19 protein-coding genes and 2 pseudogenes are annotated in these 21636 nt (G+C 69.9%); 13 read left to right on the forward strand and 8 right to left on the reverse strand.

The window, feature by feature from the left end; translation table 11 throughout:
• Positions 1–92: 92 nt before the first annotated feature.
• The 3 genes and pseudogenes from AB0915_RS09270 to AB0915_RS09280 form a co-directional block, all read right to left on the reverse strand.
• The gene (locus AB0915_RS09270; protein WP_366690484.1) at positions 93–1316 is read right to left on the reverse strand and encodes a Glu/Leu/Phe/Val dehydrogenase dimerization domain-containing protein; all 1224 of its coding nucleotides are present in this window, start codon (positions 1314–1316) and stop codon (positions 93–95) included.
• The gene (locus AB0915_RS09275) at positions 1313–2956 is read right to left on the reverse strand and encodes a thiamine pyrophosphate-dependent enzyme (RefSeq protein WP_366690485.1); all 1644 of its coding nucleotides are present in this window, start codon (positions 2954–2956) and stop codon (positions 1313–1315) included. The genes AB0915_RS09270 and AB0915_RS09275 overlap by 4 nt, the downstream gene beginning before the upstream one ends.
• A gap of 118 nt (positions 2957–3074) precedes the next feature.
• Positions 3075–3206 (reverse strand): annotated as a pseudogene (locus AB0915_RS09280) (carboxymuconolactone decarboxylase family protein); the annotation flags it as partial.
• A 113-nt stretch (positions 3207–3319) separates the two neighbouring features.
• Here AB0915_RS09280 and AB0915_RS09285 point away from each other — a divergent pair.
• Together AB0915_RS09285 and AB0915_RS09290 are read left to right on the forward strand one after the other, a co-directional pair.
• Entirely contained in the window at positions 3320–3760 is a 441-nt protein-coding gene (locus AB0915_RS09285; protein WP_366690486.1) for a PPOX class F420-dependent oxidoreductase, read from the forward strand.
• Positions 3761–3863: 103 nt separating this feature from the next.
• On the forward strand, positions 3864–5108 hold the full coding sequence (locus AB0915_RS09290; RefSeq protein ID WP_366690487.1) for an MBL fold metallo-hydrolase: 1245 nt from the start codon (positions 3864–3866) through the stop codon (positions 5106–5108).
• Positions 5109–5124: 16 nt separating this feature from the next.
• Here AB0915_RS09290 and AB0915_RS09295 read toward each other — a convergent pair.
• Positions 5125–5597: pseudogene (locus tag AB0915_RS09295) on the reverse strand (carbon-nitrogen hydrolase family protein).
• Positions 5598–5883: 286 nt separating this feature from the next.
• On the opposite strand from AB0915_RS09295, the gene AB0915_RS09300 reads away from it, so the two are divergent.
• Entirely contained in the window at positions 5884–7842 is a 1959-nt protein-coding gene (locus AB0915_RS09300) for a hypothetical protein (RefSeq protein ID WP_366690488.1), read from the forward strand.
• A gap of 267 nt (positions 7843–8109) precedes the next feature.
• Here the strand turns inward: AB0915_RS09300 and AB0915_RS09305 are convergent, their stop codons facing one another.
• The 3 genes from AB0915_RS09305 to AB0915_RS09315 all read right to left on the reverse strand — a co-directional run bounded on the left by AB0915_RS09305 (position 8110) and on the right by AB0915_RS09315 (position 10673).
• Complete coding sequence (locus AB0915_RS09305) at positions 8110–8538, reverse strand: hypothetical protein (RefSeq protein ID WP_366690489.1); 429 nt, start codon at positions 8536–8538, stop codon at positions 8110–8112.
• Positions 8538–8786 (reverse strand): hypothetical protein, encoded by a 249-nt coding sequence (locus AB0915_RS09310; RefSeq protein WP_366690490.1) that lies wholly within the window; start codon positions 8784–8786, stop codon positions 8538–8540. Before AB0915_RS09310 ends, AB0915_RS09305 begins: the two co-directional genes overlap by 1 nt.
• 243 nt (positions 8787–9029) lie before the next feature.
• Positions 9030–10673, reverse strand: a complete 1644-nt coding sequence (locus tag AB0915_RS09315) for an alpha/beta hydrolase (protein WP_366690491.1) — start codon at positions 10671–10673, stop codon at positions 9030–9032.
• A 605-nt stretch (positions 10674–11278) separates the two neighbouring features.
• Between AB0915_RS09315 and AB0915_RS09320 the strand changes: the two genes are divergently transcribed.
• From AB0915_RS09320 to AB0915_RS09350, 7 genes are all read left to right on the forward strand, one after another.
• Positions 11279–13153: an ATP-binding protein gene (locus AB0915_RS09320; protein ID WP_366690492.1), complete on the forward strand. Its 1875-nt coding sequence runs from the start codon at positions 11279–11281 to the stop codon at positions 13151–13153.
• 7 nt (positions 13154–13160) lie between these two features.
• On the forward strand, positions 13161–13595 hold the full coding sequence (locus AB0915_RS09325; protein WP_366137160.1) for a roadblock/LC7 domain-containing protein: 435 nt from the start codon (positions 13161–13163) through the stop codon (positions 13593–13595).
• A 2-nt stretch (positions 13596–13597) separates the two neighbouring features.
• Positions 13598–13969, forward strand: coding sequence for a DUF742 domain-containing protein (locus tag AB0915_RS09330; RefSeq protein ID WP_366690493.1), 372 nt, complete (start codon positions 13598–13600; stop codon positions 13967–13969).
• Complete coding sequence (locus AB0915_RS09335; RefSeq protein ID WP_366690494.1) at positions 13947–14597, forward strand: ATP/GTP-binding protein; 651 nt, start codon at positions 13947–13949, stop codon at positions 14595–14597. Before AB0915_RS09330 ends, AB0915_RS09335 begins: the two co-directional genes overlap by 23 nt.
• Entirely contained in the window at positions 14594–15208 is a 615-nt protein-coding gene (locus tag AB0915_RS09340; RefSeq protein ID WP_366690495.1) for a GAF domain-containing protein, read from the forward strand. The genes AB0915_RS09335 and AB0915_RS09340 overlap by 4 nt, the downstream gene beginning before the upstream one ends.
• A gap of 315 nt (positions 15209–15523) precedes the next feature.
• Positions 15524–16243, forward strand: coding sequence for a hypothetical protein (locus tag AB0915_RS09345; RefSeq protein ID WP_366690496.1), 720 nt, complete (start codon positions 15524–15526; stop codon positions 16241–16243).
• 217 nt (positions 16244–16460) lie between these two features.
• Complete coding sequence (locus AB0915_RS09350) at positions 16461–17345, forward strand: aminoglycoside phosphotransferase family protein (protein ID WP_366690533.1); 885 nt, start codon at positions 16461–16463, stop codon at positions 17343–17345.
• 109 nt (positions 17346–17454) lie between these two features.
• Here the strand turns inward: AB0915_RS09350 and AB0915_RS09355 are convergent, their stop codons facing one another.
• Positions 17455–18498, reverse strand: a complete 1044-nt coding sequence (locus tag AB0915_RS09355; RefSeq protein WP_366690534.1) for a LacI family DNA-binding transcriptional regulator — start codon at positions 18496–18498, stop codon at positions 17455–17457.
• Positions 18499–18760: 262 nt separating this feature from the next.
• Between AB0915_RS09355 and AB0915_RS09360 the strand changes: the two genes are divergently transcribed.
• The 3 genes from AB0915_RS09360 to AB0915_RS09370 all read left to right on the forward strand — a co-directional run bounded on the left by AB0915_RS09360 (position 18761) and on the right by AB0915_RS09370 (position 21550).
• A complete protein-coding gene (locus AB0915_RS09360; RefSeq protein ID WP_366690497.1) occupies positions 18761–19624 on the forward strand; it encodes an ABC transporter permease in 864 nt (287 codons plus the stop codon).
• Positions 19625–19697: 73 nt separating this feature from the next.
• Entirely contained in the window at positions 19698–20717 is a 1020-nt protein-coding gene (locus tag AB0915_RS09365; protein ID WP_366690498.1) for an ABC transporter substrate-binding protein, read from the forward strand.
• The gene (locus AB0915_RS09370) at positions 20714–21550 is read left to right on the forward strand and encodes an ABC transporter ATP-binding protein (RefSeq protein WP_366690499.1); all 837 of its coding nucleotides are present in this window, start codon (positions 20714–20716) and stop codon (positions 21548–21550) included. Before AB0915_RS09365 ends, AB0915_RS09370 begins: the two co-directional genes overlap by 4 nt.
• The last annotated feature ends 86 nt before the right edge of the window (positions 21551–21636 follow it).

Consider the following 21636-nt stretch of genomic DNA (forward strand, 5'->3'; position numbering starts at 1 on the left):
ACCCGTGACGCGATCCCCCGGGAAGCTGCCATGGCAGCTGTTCGCCGTAAGCCCTTTCGATCAGGGGGAGTTGAGAGAAGACCCGTGGAGCGTCACCGGTACCAGCCGAACCGTTCGGCCATCACCGGCAGCCGTTCGGCGACGAGCGCATGGGCCGCCGCACGGGGCGTGGAGCCGTCGGCCTCGGCGCGGGCCAGCATCCGGTCGATCAGGGCGCGCATCGAGCGACGGGTGTGCCCGAACGCCTCCTCGGCGTCGGCGCCGATGTCGCCGAACAGGGTCCACCACCACCAGGCGTTCGTACCGGAGTTGACGACCACATCGGGCAGCACGGTGATCCCGCGCCCGGCGAGCAGCGCCTCCGCCTCCGGCAGCACCGGCATGTTCGCCGCCTCGACCACCCAACGGGCGGTGATCAGAGCCTGGTTCGTGGCATCGATGGCGTACGAGACCGCTGCCGGGACGAGCACCTCCGCCTCCTGGGCCAGCCAGGCGTCGGCGGGCAGCTCGTGGTCCCCGTCCCGCAGCGCACCGCGGTCCACCGTTCCGTACGCGTCGCGGGCGGTGAGCAGCGCCTCGACGTCGAGGCCCGCCGGGTTGGCGATGGTGCCCTTGATGTCCGCCACGGCGACGACCTTCAGCCCGGCCCGCGCCAGGAACCGCGCAGTCGCCCCGCCCATCGTGCCGAGCCCCTGCACGGACACGCGCACCTCCGGGTACGCCACGCCCGCCCGGTCCAGCGCGGCGAGCGCCGACTCGGCGACCCCGCAGCCGCCGACCAGCTCGTCGAGCCCGATGCCGTCCACCTCGACGGCGAACGCATCGGCGAGTCGCTGCCGCGCCGCCGTCTCGTCGTCGAGCAGCGGATAGACGGCCTGGACCGAGGAGACGAGCCCGGCCTCGGCGGCCGCCCGGTCGACGAGGTCCTGCGTCAGCCCGAGATCCTCACCGGTCGTCCAGATGTTCTCGATGTACGGGCGCACGGCCCGCAGATACCGCACCAGTACCCCGTACGCCTCCGGGGCGCGCGGGTCGCAGTCGATGCCGCCTTTGGCGCCGCCGAGCGGTATGTAGCGGGCCTGTGCGTCGTCTGCGTCGAAGTGCAGAGCCTCCTTCATCGTCATACCACGGGCGAGTCCGGCCACCTCGTCGAGCGTGCAGCCCTCCCGCATCCGCAGCCCGCCGCTGGACACACCGCGCACCAGCCGGTCGACGACCAGATGACCCTGGCGTCCGGTGACATGGTCCGTCCAGGTCAGTGAGATCAGCGGAGCCGGCGGGGTGGTCGGGGACGCGGGCATCGTCGACGTCGTCATCGGGGGGTCTCCTCGGTCACAGTGATCAGGGTGGGCCCAGGGGTGGTCAGGGCCCGGGACAGGGCGGGGGTGAGCGCCTCGGGTGAATCGGCGTGGACACCGTGGCCGCCGTACGCGCGGGCCAGCGCCGGGAGGTCGACGGACGGCAGATCGACCGCCGTGGGGGTGTCGCCGCGCGCCGCCATTTCGTCGCGGATCTCGCCGTAACCGCCGTTGTCGAACACCACGACGGGCAGCGGCAGTCGCAGCTGGGCGGCGGTGGCGAGTTCCTGCACGGAGAACTGCAGCCCGCCGTCACCGCTCAGCGCCACCACCTGACGGGCGGGATAGGCGGTCTTCGCACCGATTGCGGCGGGCAGGGCATAGCCGAGCGTGCCGAAGCCGGTCGGATGGAGATAGCGCCCCGCCGGACCCACCGGCAGATGCGGGATCGCGCCGTAGTAGCAGCACTGCGCACTGTCCGAGGTCAGGATCGCGTCCGCGTCCAGGACGGTTCGTACGGCCTGCAGATACGGCAGCCAGCGGGCATCGCGCTCCGCGGTCTCCGCGTCCCGCCTGCCGCGCAGCGCCCGTAGGGCACCGGGCCGGTCCGGAACCCCGGAGGCCAGAGCCCCGGAGGCCGGGGCGCCGTGGGTCTCGGCGAGTTGCTGCCGCAGGGCTTCCAGGGTCGTGCGGGCGTCGCCGACGAGCGGCAGCTGCGCGGGCAGTCCCGCGTACATCTGATCCGGGTCGACATCGATCCGGATCAGGGTGGCGCGCAGCACGGGCGGCGCGGACCAGAGATCGGACTCGGCCAGTTCCGTGCCCACGGCCAGCACCGCATCGCACCCGGCCAGCCACTGCTGTACGGACGGGCTGTGCAGCGACACCCCGAGCGACAGCGGGTGCGTCTCGTCGACGATCCCCTTGCCGTTGGCGGTGGTGACCACCGGCGCACCCAGCTCCTCGGCCAGCGTCAGGCACTGCGCCGCGGCGTTCCTGGCACCGCCGCCGAGGACCAGTGCGGGCTGCCGGGCCGACCGCAGCGCCCGCGCCGCGTCCCGCAGCGCGGGCCCGGACGGGCAGGTCGCGGGCGTCGGCGGGGCGAGCCGCACCGGACCCGCCGGTTCCCTTGTCTCCAGCAGATCGAGCGGCACCTCGATGTGGGCCGGGCGCGGGCGCCCGGTGCGGAAGAGTGTGAAGGCGCGCGCCACCGCGGAGAAGATCTCCTCGACCGTCGACACCCGGTGGCTGAAGGCCGAGACCCCCCGGAGCGCCTCGGTCTGGCTGCGCATCTCGTGCAGCAGGCCGGTCGACTGGCGCGGGTGACGCAGCGGCATGCCGGGCGAGACGACCAGCAGCGGCACGCTGTCCGAGTACGCCTGGCCGACCGCCGCCGCGATGTTCAGCAGCGCCGGACCGGTGGTGGTGATGGCCACACCGGGGCGTCCGGTGACCCGCGCGTACGCATCGGCGGCGTACCCCGCGCCCTGCTCGTGGCGCGGGGTGACATGTGCGATGCCGTACGGGTTTAGATGCCGGTAGATCTCCAGGTTGTGCGTTCCCGGAATCCCGAACGCCTGCGTCACACCGTGCTCCGCCAGTGCGCGAACCACGGCTTCGCCACCGGTCAATGAGGTCGGCCTCGGCTGCTCGGGCATGCCGCCTCCCTCCACCCACAGGTCGATTTACTGAATCGCCAGTCAGTATTGAGAGGCGGGAGCGCCCCTGTCAATCCGATCTTTGCTGAATCGGTGTTCAGTGGCGGAAGTGCGACCGTCAGAGGGCGGCGGGGCGCGGCACCTCGCACGGGTCCTTGAAGCCCTGGCTGGTCAGACCCAGTGCGGAGTTCGTCCGCGAGCGCATGTTCTCCACGGCGACCATGGTCGTCAGCTCCACCAGGGCGCTCTCCTGGGGATGCCGACGGCTGCTGTCACGGTTGCGACGGCCGGGCGCTGCCGGATGTGACATCGCAGAGCGGTGGATCGCGGAATCCTGTGACGGGTACGGACGTTGGTTCCGGCATGACGGGATTCGATGCAGAGCAGGACGCGCTCCTCCGGCTGATCGCCGAGGAGAACGACGGGGTGCTCGTGACGCTGAAGCGGGACGGCCGGCCCCAGCTGTCCAATGTCAATCACTTCTACCGGCCCGAGGAGCGCATCATCCGCGTCTCGATCACCGAGGACAGGGCGAAGACGCGGAACCTCCGGCGCGATCCCAGGGCGAGCTACCACGTCACCAGCAAGGACCGCTGGGCCTGGACGGTCGCGGACGGGACCGCCGAGCTGTCGCCGGTCGCCGCCGATCCGCACGACGCGACCGTGGAGGAGCTGATCACGCTCTACCGCGACGTGCAGGGCGAGCACCCCGACTGGGACGACTACCGCAGTGCCATGGTCCGCGACCGGCGGATCGTCCTGCGACTGCACGTGGAGCATGTGTACGGGCAGCCGCGTGGCTGAGGCTGCGAGGTCCGGCCGTCATTCATTCCCCTGGCCGTCTCCTACTCGCACGGTCGTACCCCCTGCTCATAATGAAGCGACACCGACTCCCTCAGGAGATGTTGTGACTGGCGCTGACTCCCTGCAGCCGCTCCGCACCCGGCTCCGTACGCTGCGACCTGCCGCATTCGGCGCCGACCCCGACGGCGACCGCATGGAGCGCATCCGGCGCTCACCCAACTTCGCCGACGGCGTCTTCCAGAACCCCATGGGGGCGCGGACCATGCCGTCCGGCTCCATGCCGGAGTTCGCGAAGGTCTTCTTCCACAAGGAGGAGCGGGCCCGCAGGACACCGACCGGCACGGTACCCGTCCACGCCACCACGCTCGCCGACCTCGCCGCGCCGCCCGCCACGGGGCTGCGGCTCACCTGGATGGGTCATTCGAGCGTGCTGGCCGAGATCGACGGCCGCCGGGTGCTGTTCGACCCGGTGTGGGGCGAGCGTTGCTCGCCCTTCGCGTTTGCCGGGCCCAAGCGGCTGCACCCCGTTCCTCTGCCGCTCGCCGCGCTCGGCCCGGTCGACGCGGTCGTCATCTCCCACGACCACTACGACCACCTCGACCTGCCGACGATTCAGTCCCTGGCGGGTTCGGACACAGTCTTCGCCGTGCCGCTCGGCGTCGGAGCCCACCTGGAGCGCTGGGGCGTGTCCGCCGACCGGGTGCGCGAGCTCGACTGGAACGAGACCACGCGCATCGCCGGGATCAGCCTGACCGCGACCCCCGCCCGGCACTTCTGCGGGCGCGGCCTGCGCAACCAGCAGCACACCCTCTGGGCGTCCTGGGCCGTCGCGGGCCCGGAGCACCGGATCTACCACAGCGGGGACACCGGCTACTTCCCCGGTTTCAAGGACATCGGCGCCGAGCACGGCCCGTTCGACGCCACGATGATCCAGATCGGCGCCTACTCCGAGTACTGGCCCAGGAACCACACGGACTACAGGCCGCTGCCTGGCGCGTGGCCGGACATTCACATGACGCCTGCGCAGGGGGTGCAGGCGCACCTTGACCTGCAGGGATCGAGGCCGCATGGTGTGCTGCTACCGATCCACTGGGGCACCTTCAACCTTGCGCTCCATCCCTGGGCGGAGCCGGGGGAGTGGACGATGGACGCGGCCGAGGAAGTCGGCCAGCCCGTGGCGGTCCCGTGCCCGGGTGAGCCCTTCGAGCCCGCTGGCGTTCTGCCGGTCGATCGGTGGTGGCGCGCGGTCTCCCCGCCGATTGCCCGCCCCTGGCGCCGCCCGAAGCCCGTGGACGTGCCCTCGGCCGACACCCTCCAGGGTGATCTCGACCTGGCCGGCGAACGCTGACCGGCCCGCCGGCCGGTCAACAGCCAGGGCTCAAGAAGGCCCAGACCTGCGGGTCGAGGTCGGCGGTGATCAGCTCCGGTTGATCCGTGCCGGCCTCGGCGAGCGGCCGCCCGTCCGGGCCCCAGATGGTGCTGGAGCCGCAGGCCTTCCAGCCCCCGTAGTGCCGATGTGATTGGCCGGCACGGCGTAGCAGGTGTTGTTCAGGGCCCGTGCCGGGAACCATGTGCGCGACTCGTGGTAACCATTGCCGACGCTGAACAGGGCGTCGACGACGTAGGCGTGGCAGCCGTCCAGCGCCGCCGCACGCGCGTGCTCGGGAAAGCCGGAGTCGTAGCAGGTACCCAGTCCCAGGCGCCAGCCCTCGAGCTGAAGGGTGCATCCGGCCGCACCGTTGCAATAGATCTCGCGTTCCGACGTGAACAGGTGCTGCTTGTCGTAGCGGGTGACGAGCTCCCCGTTCGTATTGATGACCAGTGCCGAGACGTACAGATCACCCTGATCGTCGAACGCGGCGCCGACAACGGCACTGGTGACAGTTGAATACGCGAGCCCACCACTATCAAACCCGGCATCGTGGTCCGTACAGGATTGCCAGCACCTGGCATCATGGTCCGTTACTCCGTCCTGTCATCATGGCCACGGCGCGGGAGCGGCGGCGTCGTGATCCGCATGAGGGCATCTACGCCATGTGCCTTCCGCCGGTGCTGCGCCCGCTCGCTCCGATGTGCGCGAGCATGCCGGGCGCAAGACGCGCTCGCCTGAGACAGGAGCCGTCATGGCACTGAAGATACGCAGACCGAAGACTGCCGCCGTGGCGCTCGCCACCACCGTGGCCGCGGTCTCGTTGGGCACCGCCCTTCCCTCGGCCGCCGCCGGGTACACCGCGTCGGCGGGGCCGTGGAGCACAGCCGTCGCCCTGACCGGAGCGGACGGCCAGCAAACTCTCATCGATGTCCAGGTGGCCGGTGACGGCGCCGCGTTCGCGCTGTGGCGGGACAAGGCCGCCGGGGCCACCGGTTGGGACTTCCGGACCGCCGTCCGGCCTTCCGGCAGCGCGACGTGGAGTGCGCCGCACACCCTGGCGACCGGGCGTGATAAGAATTCCGCGGCCGTCCTTGCCGTGAGCGCCAGCGGGCGGGCCGTGGTGACCTGGCTGGACGGCAGTGGTGCAGACGGTTCGCTGGTCGCCCTGGCCGCCGGCTGGAACCCGGCCACAGCAGCCTGGTCCGCCCCGGCCACGCTCGCCGCCTGGGACGGCCTGGACATGTCCACGCCCCGCCTGGCCGCGGCGGCCGACGGCACCTTCACCGCCGTATGGGACCAGGGCGACGGGTACCGGAACTACGATGTGAGGACCGCCGCCCTTGCCCCCGGCGACCGGGCGTGGTCCGCACCCCGGACGCTGGGCTCCACCACTACCGGATCCATCTGGAGCATCGACCTCGCGGTGGCCCCCGGCGGCGCCGCCACCGCGGTCTGGGACGAACTCAACCGTTTCACCGACGAGCACGCGGTCTCCACTGCCACCCGCACCTCGGCCCAGCCCAGTTGGAGCAGCGCCTCCGTGCTGCCCGGCACCGACGCCACGTCCAGCAACGTACAGGTGGCGATGGACGCCAAGAACGCCACCACCGTGCTGTGGCGCAACGGCGCCGACGACCTCAAATCCGCCACCCGTACCGCTCCTTCGGGCAGCTGGGGTGCCGCTCAGACCGCCGTTTCCGCCATCAACTACAGCGACGGAAGCGAACCGCTGGCCGCGCCCAACGGTGACGTCACCTACGTGTGGACGGGCTGGAGCCGCACCGCCGGTACCCCCGTTGTGCAGACCGTGACCCGCACCGCGAGCACCGGGACGTGGTCCGCGCCGAAGACGCTGTCCACCGGCTACGTCAACTGGCAGGTGGACGCCTCCATCGGCGCTGACGGAACCGTGCAGGTCGTGTGGCCGCAGGTGCCGAGCATCGACAACGGCGACGACAACTACCTTGAGTGGGCGGTGCGCGCCGACGGCACCTGGAGCAAGGCCACCTCTCTGAACAGCACGCCCGTTGCCGCCGTCTCCAACACCGACGCCCTCGCGGGCGAGGTGGCTGCCGGACCGGACGGCCGGGCCACGGTGCTGTGGCGCAAGGCCGAGTACACCGGCAGCGGCGGCTACACCTCCCAGGTGTGGTCCCAGTCGCAGACCCTGCTGATCAAGCCACAGATCACCACCAACGCTGCGATGAGCGGAACGGCCCGAACCGGCTCCACCCTCACCTGCTCCGCCGCCTGGAACGGCACCAACACCAAGGCCACCTGGTCCTGGCTGCGCGACGGCGCGGTCATCTCCGGCGCCACCGCCAAGACCCGCGCCCTCACCTCTGCCGACTACGCCCACAAGGTGTCCTGCCGGGTCACGGTCAGCAACGGCGCGGGCTCCGTCGCTTCCACCTCACCTGCGCTGAAGGTCGCGGTCGGCCCCGCCCTGAAGGCCACCACCGCGCCGTCGATCTCCGGCTCCGCCAAGGTCGGCTACAAGCTGACGGCTGCCCGCGGTACTTGGTCGCCGTCCGCCACTTCCTACGCGTACCAGTGGAAGCGCAACGGCAAGTCCATCAGCGGCGCGACCAAGTCCACCTACGTCCCGGTGAAGGCCGACCGTGGCCAGAAGATCACGGTCAAGATCACTGCCCACCGCAACGGCTGGACCAACGGCACGGCCACCACAAAGCCCGTCACCGTGCGCTGACCCGACGCGGGCCGGTACCACCGGCCCGCGTCTGCCGATCCGGGACCCGGTCGACTCAGAGGTGGTGGTGGCCGGCCTTCAACTCACCTATGAAAGCCGCCCTCAGCGAGCGCAAGACCCTGCGGTTCGAGGCTGGGCGCCTGCCGAGCGGCTGCGGCTGAGAGAGCGTCGGCTCCCGAAGCCGTCGAGCAGGCCCACGCCGACTTCGCCGCCCTCTGGGAGCAAGCAGGTCGGGCGGAGCCTGTGCAGGCCTCCGCCCGACCCGGCTCAGGCGGGAGTGCGTCGCAGCACCGCGCCCGTTTCGGTCAGACACGACCATGCGACTGCGCAGCTCGCCACGCTTGCCAGCACGCCGATCAGTGCGTCCGGGCCCGAGGCCCCGGTGGCGACCGTTCTCAGGAACATCACGGCGATGGCCAGCTCACCGAGTCCGAGCAGGGAGAGCCAGCCCACGTGCAGCGCACGAGGTGTCCTCTCCCTGGCCCGTGCCGAGCCCAGCAGGGCGGCTCCGCCGATCATGGCCAGGAGGGCCACAGCGACCAGCAGCGCGTACAGCACGGCGGAGGAGGTGCTGGGATCGGTGTGGTCGATCTCCGCCGTGTCGGGCACCAAAGTGAACGCCAGCTCCAGCAGGGCGACGTACGCGACCTGGCCGAGCAGCAGCACCGGCACGACTCGGCGGTGGAACACGGTCATCACGCGTTGCTCCTTACCAGACGACCGTTCTTGATGATCCAGAGCTTGCCCGTTGAGACATGGCTCTTGCACCAACTCCGGGTTTTCTTGTACGCCTCGGCCTTGGAGTAGCGGGCCTTGTAGTAGCGGCCGATTTCGCGCCCCTTCTTGTTGTTCGTTAGGTCCATCTCCTTGTCGACGCCCCGGGACTGGGATTCGTGGCGGGTCGCCACCTCGTACGCCGTCTCGTGGTCGACGAAGACCTCCATCAGAGCGTTCCAGTAGCAGTGCCGGAAGGCATCTCCGGTGCCCTGGAAGAGGGTCTCGTCGGGGTAGAGCTCCTTGGCGTACTTGAGAGCGACCTCCGCCTGGTCACGTGCCTTGGAGCAGTCGTACGGGTTCCAGAAGCAGTAGCTGCGCTCGGCGGAGGAGGGCCGCGGGCGCGCTGACCGGCGGTTCGGCCGTCATCGCGCCCGCGGTGGTGTACGTGCTTCCCGTTCTCAGACGATATGTCAGGCGCTCGGCACCGGGAACGGGTCGAGGTCCGGCTTGAGGACCTGGCTGGGCTTCGGCGTGACCTGGTCCACCAGGTAGGAGGTCACCAGCCCGTTGAGCGCCTTGCTCCGGCCGACCGCGCAGTGCTCGATCACGTCGACCGTGACCAGCACGGCGTTGCCGAGCTCCCGCTGCATGTTCTGGGAGAACTTGTACTGGGTGGCCGGGTCGAAGGTGTTGCCGATGACCATGACCGGGTTGGCGGTCTGCTTGTTCCACGGGCCGGGGTACTGCTCAGCGGCACGTGCGGGCGACGGCCAGGTCGCGCATGCGGGCGCGTCGTAGGCCTGGTACCGGCCGAAGGTGGGGGCGTCATGCTCCCAGGGGCGGGCCAGGTTCGCAAACACCTTGGGGTTCGTCGGGTACGGCTTGTCCTGGCAGTTGACGCCGTAGTAGGAGTCGTCGGCGGTGTACGGGGAGTCGGCGGGGGCCTCACGCAGCGCCGCCGGGACAACCTTGGCCAGCCGGTCCGCCTCGTCCGTGGATACCGTCCATGCCCCCGCGCCGAAGCCCTGCTGCGGGTTGATCGCCTCGTGCAGTGCCTGCAACGAGCGGGCCAGCGGTGCCAGTCGGGTCTGCGCGTACAGGGCGTCGGCGACCTGACTGGTGAAGCTGCTCAGGGTGACCTGCGAACCGCTCGGCAGGGTCACCGGGCTGGTGCGAAGGTGGTCGCGGATCGCGTCGAACTTGGCGCGAGTGTCGCCCTCGGCGAACGCACAGCGCGGCGCACCGGCGGCCTTGCAGCGCTTGAGGAACTCGTCCAGGGAGAGTTCGAAGCCGCCTGCGGCGCGCTGCCGGTCGTACTCCAGGCCGTTGTGCAGGCGCAGCTGCGGGTCGACGTTGCCGTCGATGATGAGGGCGCGCACCTTGTCCGGGTACATGTTGGCGTAGGTGGCGCCGATCAACGTGCCGTAGGAGAACCCGGCGAAGTTGAGCTGGGCGTCACCGACGGCTTGACGCATGCGGTCGAGGTCGCGCACCACGTTCATGGTGGACATGTGCTGGATGAGCGCACCCGCGTTACGGGCGCACGCGTCGGTGTAGTCCTTGGTGGCCGCGAGCGTGCCGTCCACCTCGGCCGGCGTGACAGGCACACCGGTCATTCGGCCGAAGACCGCGTCGGCCTCTTCGTCGGTCTTGAAGCACCGTAGCGGGTTGCTCCGGGCCACGCCGCGGGGATCGAAGCCGATCAGGTCGAAGTGCTCCTGTACGCGGGGCTCGAACCGGGTCGTGGTGGCCCACAGGTAACCACTGCCGCCCGGGCCGCCGGGGTTGAGGAAGAGCGAACCGATGCGCTTGGCAGGGTCGCCGGCGCGCCGCCGCATCATGGCGATACCGATCTTCTCGCCTGACGGGTTCGCATAGTCCAGTGGCACCGGGTACACGGCACAGTCGTAGATCTTGGGATCGGGCTTGGACGGGTCCGGGTTGCAGGGCGTCCAGACCACCGGGTCGACCTGCTGCCCGGCGGTGGCCGGGGCGGTCGCGGGGGCCGTTGCTCCGGCGGGCATCGCGGGCGCGGCCGACGCTGTGACGGCGCTGCCGGAAATGAGGGCGAAAGCGCTGGTGAGTGCCGCCGCCAGAGTTGATATGCGAGACAAGGAACCTCCTTCGATTTCTCAAACCCGGTCAGCATGGCAGTACTTGAGGGGGTGGTAAAGATTGCGTGTCAGGCGTCGGGCCGGTGGCCGTTGCGCATCGTGGCGCCCTGTCGCCTGTGCCGGATTCATGTGGTACGCGCCGTGCGGCGGGCTGACCGATGGCGGAGAGGGAGCAGTGTCAACGCCTGGTGCTGGACGTCGGTTGGGGGCGGGACACGGGTCGCCGAACCGTGGGGCCCCTGGGAACTCCTGGGCTTGCGCACCACCCGCCTCGACCTGCCCACGCGGACCACCGAACTGGACCTGTCGTTCCGTCTCACTGAGCGCTACGAACCCGCCCGGCGGTCCGGCTGCCGGGTTACCCATATCAATGCGGTGTTATCGGTCTCTTGTGCGAGAGCTCATACCAGAGCGGGACGGATGGCGGGCAAGTTTGACAACTGCCCGTCGCGGGAGCTCGATTGGCGACTACTGTGTGTGGCCGGTGATCAACGCTGGGCTCATATCGTTCGAGCATGGCCGAGCGCTGACCCGAGCCTGACCGACCACCGTAGGTGCCACCGCACGAACGCCGATTCCTGGTGCCCCCTGTACCGAGGACGCTGATGTCTCAACTTCGCGCACCTGAAGCGCGACCGGAACGCCGAGAGGGCGCGCGGCACGGCCGGCCGGGCGCCCATGCCCACTCGGCCGCGGCCAGGCCGCGCCCCGCACAGCCATCTCCTGACGCCCGCCTGCGCCCCCAGATCCTGCGAACCGCCCTGCTCCCGGCCATCGCCGTGGTGCTGAGCGGTGCCGCAGCCGTCATCTTCACCATCCGTTCCACAGGTGCCCGCCCGACCACCCAACTCTGGACCGCGCTGGGCGGATCCGGGGCGCTGGCCGTCGCCGCCGTGGTCGCGGCATTCCTCGGCGCCAACCGGGTCACGACCACCGTCCTCGGCCGCTGCCTGGCCCTGCGCCGTGCCAGTGCCCAGGGCCAGGCCGACCTGCAGCGGCTGGTGGAGAAGCTCCGCAATGGAGAACCGGCGCCCGCGCGGCGCCCCCCGCGGCCCGTCGCCCCCGGCAGTGACGCCTTCGACCTGCTCGCACAGGAAATGGGCCGGTCGCACGAAGGGGCCATCGCCGCCGTCGTCCAGGCAGCACAGCTCAGCAACAACTCCGGCGAGGAACAGCGGGTCGAGGTCTTCGTCAATCTCGCCCGCCGCCTCCAGTCCCTCGTCCACCGGGAGATCCAGCTGCTCGACGAGCTGGAGCACGAGGTCGAGGACCCCGATCTCCTCAAGGGCCTCTTCCAGGTCGATCACCTCGCCACCCGCATCCGCAGGCACGCCGAGAACCTCGCCGTCCTCGGCGGGGCCGTCTCCCGGCGCCAGTGGAGCAACCCGGTCACCATGACCGAGGTGCTGCGCTCCGCGATCGCCGAGGTCGAGCAGTATCCGCGGGTCAAACTGGTGCCGCCGATCGACGGCACCCTGCGCGGTCACGCCGTGGCTGATGTGATCCATCTGCTGGCCGAACTCGTCGAGAACGCCACCGTGTTCTCCGCCCCGCACACCCAGGTGCTGCTGCGAGCCCAGCACGTCACCGCCGGACTGGCCCTGGAGGTCGAGGACCGGGGGCTCGGCATGCCGGGCAACGAGCAGAAGCGGATGAACGCCCTGCTCGCCGACCCCGACCTGGTGAACGTCGCCCATCTGCTCCAGGACGGCCGGATCGGGCTCTTCGTCGTCGCATCGCTGGCCCGCAGGCATGGCATCGCGGTCCGGCTGCAGAGCAACATCTACGGTGGCACCCAGGCCGTACTGGTACTCCCGCAGTCCCTGCTCGGCGCCGACACCGAGGCACCCACCACGGCTGACGCCGTCCCGGTCCCGCCGCCCGGGCCCGTACACCGCCCGCCCGCCCAGGACGCCACCGCGCACCAGCGGAAACTGAGCCCGGCCCCGAACTGGCAGGCCCCGGTGCCCAGTCAGCCGCTCCGCCTCCACCAAACGTCCCAGCAGCCGCGAAGGCAGGGTGAGGGGCCACCACTGCCGTTGCGCGCCGAGCGTGTCACCCGGCCCACCCCCGCCGACGCCCGACCTGGCATCCAGCGCCCGGACGACGCACTTCCGGCCCTCCAGCCAGAGCCCGGAACCGTGCGCGGCACCATGGGCCGGCCCCAACTCCCCAGGCGCGCCCACCAGGAACACCTGGTCCCGCAGCTGCGCGAAGCCCCCGCCCCCCGTGCCGAGGACGAAGAACCCCCTGTGCACGACCCGGGGCTGATGGCGTCATTCCGGCGGGGCATCGAGCTCGCCGACGCCCGGAGCGAAGCGGACGCCGATACCGCACAGCACCCGGTCGGCGCCCTCGACGCGTCCGGGCCGCCGGCCCGGCCGTCCCTCGAACCGCTGCCCGTCCGCGGAGGCACCGCGACCACCTCCCCGCTCCCTCCCGAACCGGACCCCCTCGAAACGAATACCTTGAAGGAGTAGATGCACCATGACGACCGATATGCCGTCCGGCCAGGTCGCCGACCTCGACTGGCTGCTGAGCGGGCTGGTACAGCGTGTGCCGTACACGCGCAGCGCGGTCCTGCTCTCCGCCGACGGGCTGGTGAAGTCCCTCCACGGCATGGACGCGGACAGCGCCGACCACATGGCGGCGCTGGCCGCCGGTCTGTACTCCCTCGGCCGCAGCGCCGGGGCGCGCTTCGGGGACAACGGGGAGGTCCGGCAGGTGGTGGTGGAGCTCGACTCGACCCTGCTCTTCGTCTCCACCGCCGGTTCCGGCACCTGTCTCGCTGTCCTCGCCGGACGCGAGGCAGATGCCGCAGTGCTCGGCTACGAGATGACGATGCTGGTCAAGAGCGTCCGACCGTATCTGACGACCCCGGCCAGACAAGCGGCCGGGGCACCGAGCACCACGGGGCTGTGAGAGTGCCGGCCACGCAGGACGGGCCGTTGCTCGACGACGCCGCGGGCCGGCTCATCCGTCCGTACACCGTGAGCAACGGCCGTACCCGTCCGACCGCCGTGCTCGATCTGCTCTCCCTGGTGAGGGCCACCGGCACCGATCCGCAGACGCATCTCGGCCCCGAGCACTCCGTAGCGCTCGGGCTGTGCGGCGGACCCACTTCGGTGGCCGAGATCGCCGCGCATCTGCGGCTGCCCGCAGTCGTCACCAAGGTGCTCGTCTCCGATCTGGTCGACTGCGGCGCAGTCACCGCGCATCCGCCCGCCTTCCATGACATGCCCACCGACCGATCTCTGCTGGAGGCAGTGCTCGATGGCTTACGACGACAGCTCTGACGGCTTCGGCACCTCGGGCGGAGGGGACGTCCCCGGGGGCCCCGAGTGCTTCCCCGTCGCGCTCAAGGTGCTGGTGGCGGGCGGCTTCGGCGTCGGCAAGACGACGTTCGTGGGCGCCGTCAGCGAGATCGCACCGCTGAGCACGGAGGAGCTGCTGACCCAGGTCAGCGTGGCGACCGACAGCCTGAAGGGTATCGAGTCGAAGACCGCCACGACGGTCGCCATGGACTTCGGCCGCATCACCCTCGACGAGCAGCACGTGCTCTATCTGTTCGGCACCCCGGGCCAGGAGCGCTTCTGGTTCATGTGGGACGAGCTCTCCCAGGGCGCGCTGGGAGCGGTCGTGCTCGCCGACACCCGGCGGCTCGAGGAGTGCTTCCCGGCGGTCGACTTCTTCGAGCGGCGAGGCATCGGATTCATCGTCGCGATCAACGAGTTCGACGGCGCCTACCGCTACGGCCCCGACGAGGTACGGGCCGCGCTCGACCTTCCGCCCGAGGTACCGGTCGTCCTCTGCGACGCCAGGATCGCGAACTCAGGCACCGGAGCGCTGATCACACTGGTCCAGCATCTGATCAACGCCACCTCCGACCCTGCCCCGCTCTCCACCTTCGGAGCCCACCCGTGAACGGACGCACCCATGGCCGGCTGCTGCTGACCCCCGTCGACCGCGATGCCCCCGTCCGAGCCCAGCGGCTGCGGACGCTCGGACTCGGGGGACGGGCCGGCGGATCGTTCGACAGTTTCGACGCGTTCGCGGACAAGGTGGCCGAAATGACCGATGTTCCTTTCTCGATGGTCAACTTCATCGACGGGAACCGGCAGTTCTTCGCCGGACTGCACACGCCGGCCGGTACGCACACCGGTTCCGACCTGGGCGCCATGGCCGCGGGCAGTGGCCCTGGCGGGCGATATGTGGCCCTCGATCACGGCTACTGCCCGCACGTCGTCGCACGGCGGAAGGCGCTCGTCCTGGACGACGTCTGCGACTACCCGAGATTCGCCGGCAATCCGGTCGTCGACGACATAGGCATCCGTTCCTATCTCGGGGCTCCGCTCATCGACCGTACGGGCATCGCGCTGGGGGCGGTCTGCGCCGTCGACACCGTGCCCCGCCCCTGGGGTCGGGCCGGTCTCGACACGATCAAGTCCCTGGCGCAGGAACTCATCGGCCACATCCACCGACGGGAGGACAGGGCCCGGGGAAGTATCGGAACGGAAAACAGCGGTAGGCGCTGATGATTCCGCATGGCTCGGCCCCGGACGCCGCGCAAACCGGCCCTTGAGCCTCGGCACCCTGTGCGACGCGCTACGGCGCCTCGGAATCCCGGCCAGGAAAGGCCACACCCCGGCCATCCGCGAACTCGTCCTCCAAGCCCCGGTCCCTCCGCCATCACTCAAGCACCGGCTGCCACGACAAGAGCACCACCCGCATCGCCACCGAAGCCGGAACTCCCTGGAGCCGATACGCCCCCGAGGCCACTGACGACAACCGAGCAAGCCAAGTGGGAAACTGACGTGCGATCGGGCCTCAGAAGTGTCACCCTGTCCCGGGTGACCTCAATCGAGATGACCTCCATCCAGGCCGCCGCAGCTCGAAACAATGCCGACTGGTGTGCTTCGGTCTGCCGGTCCCACGGCATTCCGGGGACCTTCGGCAAGACGGCCTGGTGGAGTTCCCGCCGCACTCCGCCGTACTACCCCGACGCCGTCACTCTGCACCACGACGCGGTGCCGGCCGACTTCCTTGCTGAGATCGACACCGCGTCCCCCGGGTGCTCGATCAAGGACAGTTTCGCCACGCTCGACCTCACCTCCAGCGGCTTCGTCGAGCTCTTCCATGCCCAGTGGATCCACCGCCCAGCGGAACTCTCGGCACCAGCAACGCCGGCCCTGCGCACCGAACGGGTCTCCACGGCAGCCCAGCTTCGCGACTGGCAGGCCGCTTGGCACGGCGGTGACGGAACCCCGGACGTCTTCCGACCATCGCTACTGGACGACCCGTCCGTGATGGTGCTCGCCGTCCACGACGGCGAAGGCCTTTCCGGCGGTGCCATCCTGAATCGCAGCACGGGGCTGATCGGCCTCTCCAACCTCTTCGCCGTCAACAGCAGCGACGTCGAGGCCATCTGGGCATCAGCGATCGCCGCAGTCGCCACCCATTTCCCCGGCCTTCCCCTCGTCGGATACGAACACGGGGACGATCTCGCGCACGCACAGGCCAGCGGATTCGACACACTGGGCACCCTTCGCATCTGGCTGCACGACTCCTGATCGGCAACTGTCCCCCGCCCGAGTGGCGGGAAACAGGCACGCACTGTGACGACTCCCGCCCTCTCGTAACTGACAGGGGGAGGAACATTCGTGCGTCAGACAGTGCGCTGAGATGACGTCGGCCCTGGTGAGCGGCTGACGGATATGAGGTATGGGCGATGGTTGACTATGCGACAGTCCGGCCGGAACCGAGAAACTTGGTGGGTACATGGGCAAGATGCACGCGGACGAAGCGGCGACCGACGCCGACCTGGTCCGGCGGCTGCTGCGCGCTCAGTTCCCCCAGTGGGCGGACCTGCCGATCACCCGGCTCGCCTCCGGAGGCACGTGCAACGCGATCTACCGGCTCGGCGAGGACCTGACCGTCCGGCTGCCACTGCGCCCCGGCGGCGCCGAAGCCATCGCGATGGAGGCACGGCTGCTCCCCAGGCTGGCGCCGCTGCTGCCGCTGCCGATCCCGGATGTGGTGGCGACCGGCGCCCCGGGTGAGGGGTACGCCCTGGCCTGGTCGGTGCACCGATGGATCGAGGGCCGCAATCCGGTCGAGGGTGACCTGGCCGAGCCCGAGCTCGTGGCCCGTGACCTCGCGGAGTTCGCGGTCGCCATCCGCAAGGTCGATCTCCTCGGCTTCCCGCCCGCGCACCGGGGCGAGCCGCTGATCGCCGAAGATCAGGAGATGCGGGCGGCGACCGAGGCGCTGCGCCGCACCGACGAACCCTTCGACGCCGACGAGATCACCGCGGCCTGGGAGGAGGCGCTCGCGGCACCAGCGTGGACGGGCCCGGCCTGCTGGACCCACTCCGACCTCATGCCGAGCAATCTGCTGCTCGCCGGCGACCGCGTCTCGGCAGTCATCGATTTCGGCACCGTGGGCATGGGTGAACCGGCCACCGACCTCATCCCGGCCTGGAACCTGCTGCCCGCCTCGGCGCGGCGGGTGTACCGCGAGGCGGTGGATGTGGACGATGCGACCTGGGCCCGCAGCCGGGGCTGGGCGCTGTCCATGGCGGTCATCCAGCTGCCGTACTACCGAACGACCAATTCGATCATTTCAGCCAACGCCCGGCACGTCATCCGGGAGATCCTCGGGACCTCCGCATAGGGGAGATCAGGGACGACGCGCCGGGCGCGGTGTGCAGCCCCGTCCGTCGCCCCCGCATCATCAAGCCCGTCCGGTGTTGGAGGACGCAGCGGCCCCCGGTCGTCCCCGGTCACCGCACCCCACTCCCCGGCACTCCCGTACTGTCCCGCAACACCACCTCACCCTCCACCCGCACCACTCGGGCCCGCCTCCCGACCTCCACCTCCCGCAGCGCCAGCGCGATCGCGTTCTCGCCCATCGATGTCAGGGGCAGCGCCACTGTCGTGAGCGGCGGCGACAACTCCCGTACCAGCGGGATGTCGTCGAACCCGGCCAGCGACACATCCTCCGGCACCCGCGCCCCCGCCTCCCGCAGCGCCGCCAACGCCCCGACCGCCATCACATCGGTCACCGCAAAGACACACGTCGGCCGGGCGCGGGACGGCACCTGCGCCGTGGCGAGCAGCAGCCGCCGCGCCGCCTCGTACCCGCCGTCACGGGTGAACGCCCCCTCCATCACATGGTCGAGCCCGATGCCTGCCTCGGCAAGCCCCTCCCGGAACCCTGCCAACCGGTCCGAGACCGTCGTCAGCTCGGGCGGCCCGCTGAGAACCGCGAACCTCCGATGCCCCAGCCCCACCAGTGCCCGGGCCAGTGCAGCCGCCCCCGCCCGGTTCTCCGGCTGCACGGTGTCCACCCGCAGGCTGCGGTGCCGACTGACGACCGCCACCCGCCCGCCCGCCCTGACATACGGCTCCAGCTCGGTATCCATGGCCCGCTCCCATGCGCGGTCCTGGAAGCCCGAGCCGATCAGCAGGATCGCCCGCGCGCGCTGAGCCCGCAGCATGGAGACGTAACTGATCTCCCGCGCCGGCTCCCGGAACGTGGAGGCCAGCATGACGAGCAGCCCTCGTTCCGCAGCCGCCCGCATCACACCGCTGGAGATCGCGGCGAAGTACGGGTCGCTGACGTCATGACAGATGACGCCCACCGTACGGTTGCTGGCGGCACTGGCGAGTGCCTGTGCATGTGCGTTGGGGATGTAGCCGAGCCGTTCCGCCGCCGCGTGCACCCGCTGTCGCAGGTCGTCGCGGACCGTGGCCGTACCGTTGAGCGCCCGCGAAGCGGTGGCCGGTGAGACGCCGGCCTCCCGGGCCACGGCGTCGAGCGTCACATGGGCCGTGGTCGCGACGGTACGGCGCGCTCCCGGACGGTCCCGCGTCGCCCGTTCACTGGTCACGCGTTCACTCAACTCGACCCCCAAAGGCGCGGTGGCGGCAGGGTCCCGAAACTTCAGGACGACCTATTGACCGTGCGTGCAGACAGTCATTAGCGTGGCGGCACCTTACAAGAAAGCGCTTTCTGAAAGCGCCTTCTCCGTCATCGCAGGATCGCACAGCTCTCCACAACTACCACCGAAGTGCATGGAGTTAACCGTGAGCCAGAGCGCGTTGACCAGAAATCCCGCCGAAGTGGCGGGTGTTGCCCGGAGGGCTGGGCCGTCCGCGGGGGAGCGACTGGCGTGGGCGGCCGAGCAGAGCTGGCGCCCGGTCGCCCTGCTGCTGGTCTGCTTCGTCGTCTGGTGGGTGATCTCAGCAGCCGAGTTGGTGGAGCCGTATCTCGTGCCGTCGCCCGGTGCGACGCTCGATGTCCTCACCGGCAAGACGAGTTATCTCTGGCAGCACAGTTGGGTGACCACGTACGAGACGCTGCTCGGCTTCGTGATCGCCGTGGCCGTCGGCGTGCTGGCGGCCGTGGTCATGGTGTACTCCTCGACCGTCGAGCGCACGCTCTACCCCATTCTGCTGTTCGCCCAGGTCGTACCGAAGATCGCGATCGCGCCGCTGTTCGTGGTCTGGCTCGGCTTCGGCATCGCGCCGAAGATCCTCATCGCCGTCCTGATCGCCTTCTTCCCGGTGGTGATCTCCATGGTCACGGGACTCAAAGCGGTCGACCCGGAGATGCTCCAGCTGTCGGCGACGATGGGTGCGAAGCCCTGGCAGACCTTCCTCAAGATCCGTTTCCCGGCATCCCTTCCGCATCTCTTCTCCGGTCTCAAGGTCGCGGTCACCCTGGCCGTCACCGGCGCCGTCGTCGGCGAGTTCGTGGGCGCCAACGAGGGGCTGGGCTATGTGATCCTGCAGGCCAACGGCAACCTCGACACACCGATGCTGTTCGCCGGACTGCTGGTGATGTCCCTGATCGGCGTCGTCCTCTTCGTTGCCGTCGAGATCGCCGAGCGGCTCCTGCTTCCCTGGCACGCCAGCCGCCGCGACGCGCCGGCCACCACCTCGTACTGAACGCCACCCCGTCCCGTACCGAGCACCACCCATTGATTGCTGTCACGGACCCCGTTGCGAGAAGGGCCAGCCCATGCACGCGCGCAGACTCCTGATCGGTGTTGTACCTCTTGTCCTGCTGGCCACGGCCTGCGGCGGGAACGACCCGTCGACCTCCACCAGTGACTCGGGCAAGAAGCTGGACAAGGTCACGCTGACGCTCAACTGGTATCCGTACGGCGAACACGCGCCGTTCTACTACGGCAAGCAGCAGAAGATCTTCGAGAAGCACGGCATCGACCTGACGATCCAGGCGGGCCAGGGCTCGCAGAAGACGGTGCAGGCGACCGCCGCCGGGCAGACCGACTTCGGCTGGGCCGACACCCCGGCGCTGCTGGCCGCGGTAGACCAGGGGGTGCAGGTCAAGAGCCTCGGCGTGTTCCTGCAGACCACCCCCGCGTCCGTGCAGTCCTTCGACTCCAAGGGCATCGGGTCACCCGCCGATCTGAAGGGGAGGACGATCGCCGGGACGGCCGGCGACGCGCTCTCCAAGACGTTCCCGATCTTCCTGAAGAAGAACAACATCGACGCGTCGGAGGTGAAGGTCCAGAACACCGACCCGGCGGGCAAGATCGCCGCGGTGATCTCCGGGAAGACCGACGGACTGCTCGGCTACGCCAGCGACCAGGGCCCGACCATGCAGGAGAAGGCCAAGAAAACCGTCTCGTATCTGCGCTTCTCAGAGAACGGGCTGAACTTCTACTCCAACGGTCTGCTCGCCGGGCAGAAGCTTCTCGCCTCCAGGTCCGAGCTGGCAGGACGCATGGTGCAGGCGGTCAGCGAGGCGTGGGCCGCCGCGGCGAAGGCGCCCGAGCCTGCGGTCGCGGCCATGGACGGGGCGTCGGAGCAGCTGCCGCCGAAGACCGTGCTGGCGGAGCAGTTCAGGACGACGCTCACGCTGCTGCACACCACGTCGACCGAGGGCAAGGCGCCCGGGGTCAACGACGAGGCGGACTGGCAGCAGACCATCGATGTCTTCGCCGAGGCCGGCATGGTCAGCAAGCCCAAGTCCGTGGCGGAGTACTGGGACGCGAAGACGGCGCTGAAGGGATGACGATGCCGAAGCAGGACGCGAAGCCCCGGGACCCGCTCGGTGCGAGCGACCGTCGCGCCGTCACCCCGGCCGTCGGCGTGTCGGACGTCTCGGTCCGGTTCCGCGGCAAGAACCGCGATGTCACCGCCCTGCGCGAGGTCTCGCTCGACGTGGCGCCGGGCGAGTTCGTCGCCCTGGTCGGACCGTCCGGATGCGGAAAGTCGACGCTGCTGAAGCTGGTCGCCGGACTGCTGAAGCCGTCCTCGGGCGAGGTCCGGCTCGGCGGCGAGCGGGTCAAGGGCCCACGGCACGACATCGGTTACGTGTTCCAGCGAGCCGCCCTCCTGGAGTGGCGTTCCGCGCGCCGCAACATCCTGCTGCAGGCGGAGATCCGGAAGATGCCCGCGGCCAGGGCGCGCGACCGGGCCGACGAGCTGATTCGGATGACCGGGCTCGGCGGCTTCGAGGACGCGTATCCGCACGAGCTGTCCGGCGGGATGCAGCAACGCGTCGCGCTGTGCCGCGCGTTGCTGCACGAACCGCCGGTGCTGCTGATGGACGAGCCGTTCGGCGCGCTCGACGCCCTCACGCGTGAGCAGATGAACATGGAACTGAACCGCATCTGGCGGGAGACCGGCACCACCGTGCTGCTGGTCACCCACTCGATCTCGGAAGCGGTCTATCTGGCCGACCGGGTGGTGGTGATGAGCCCACGGCCCGGCACCATCACCGAGATCATCGAGGTGGGGCTGGACGCGGAACGCGAGTACGGCGAGACGCTGGGCCGCCCGGAATTCCGGGATGCGGCGGCCCGCATCCGCGATCTGCTCGGCGCGGCGTCCGCCCACGACTGATCGGGGCGGTCCGCCCCGCCACCACGCGGGGGCGCCCGGGCCCGCACGGTGTGACGCCGGTGCGGCCCCGGGCGTCGCACCGGCGC

Origin of the sequence: Streptomyces sp. NPDC048411 (genome assembly GCF_040704695.1) — a bacterium.
In the GTDB taxonomy this organism is placed as follows: Bacteria; Actinomycetota; Actinomycetes; order Streptomycetales; family Streptomycetaceae; genus Streptomyces.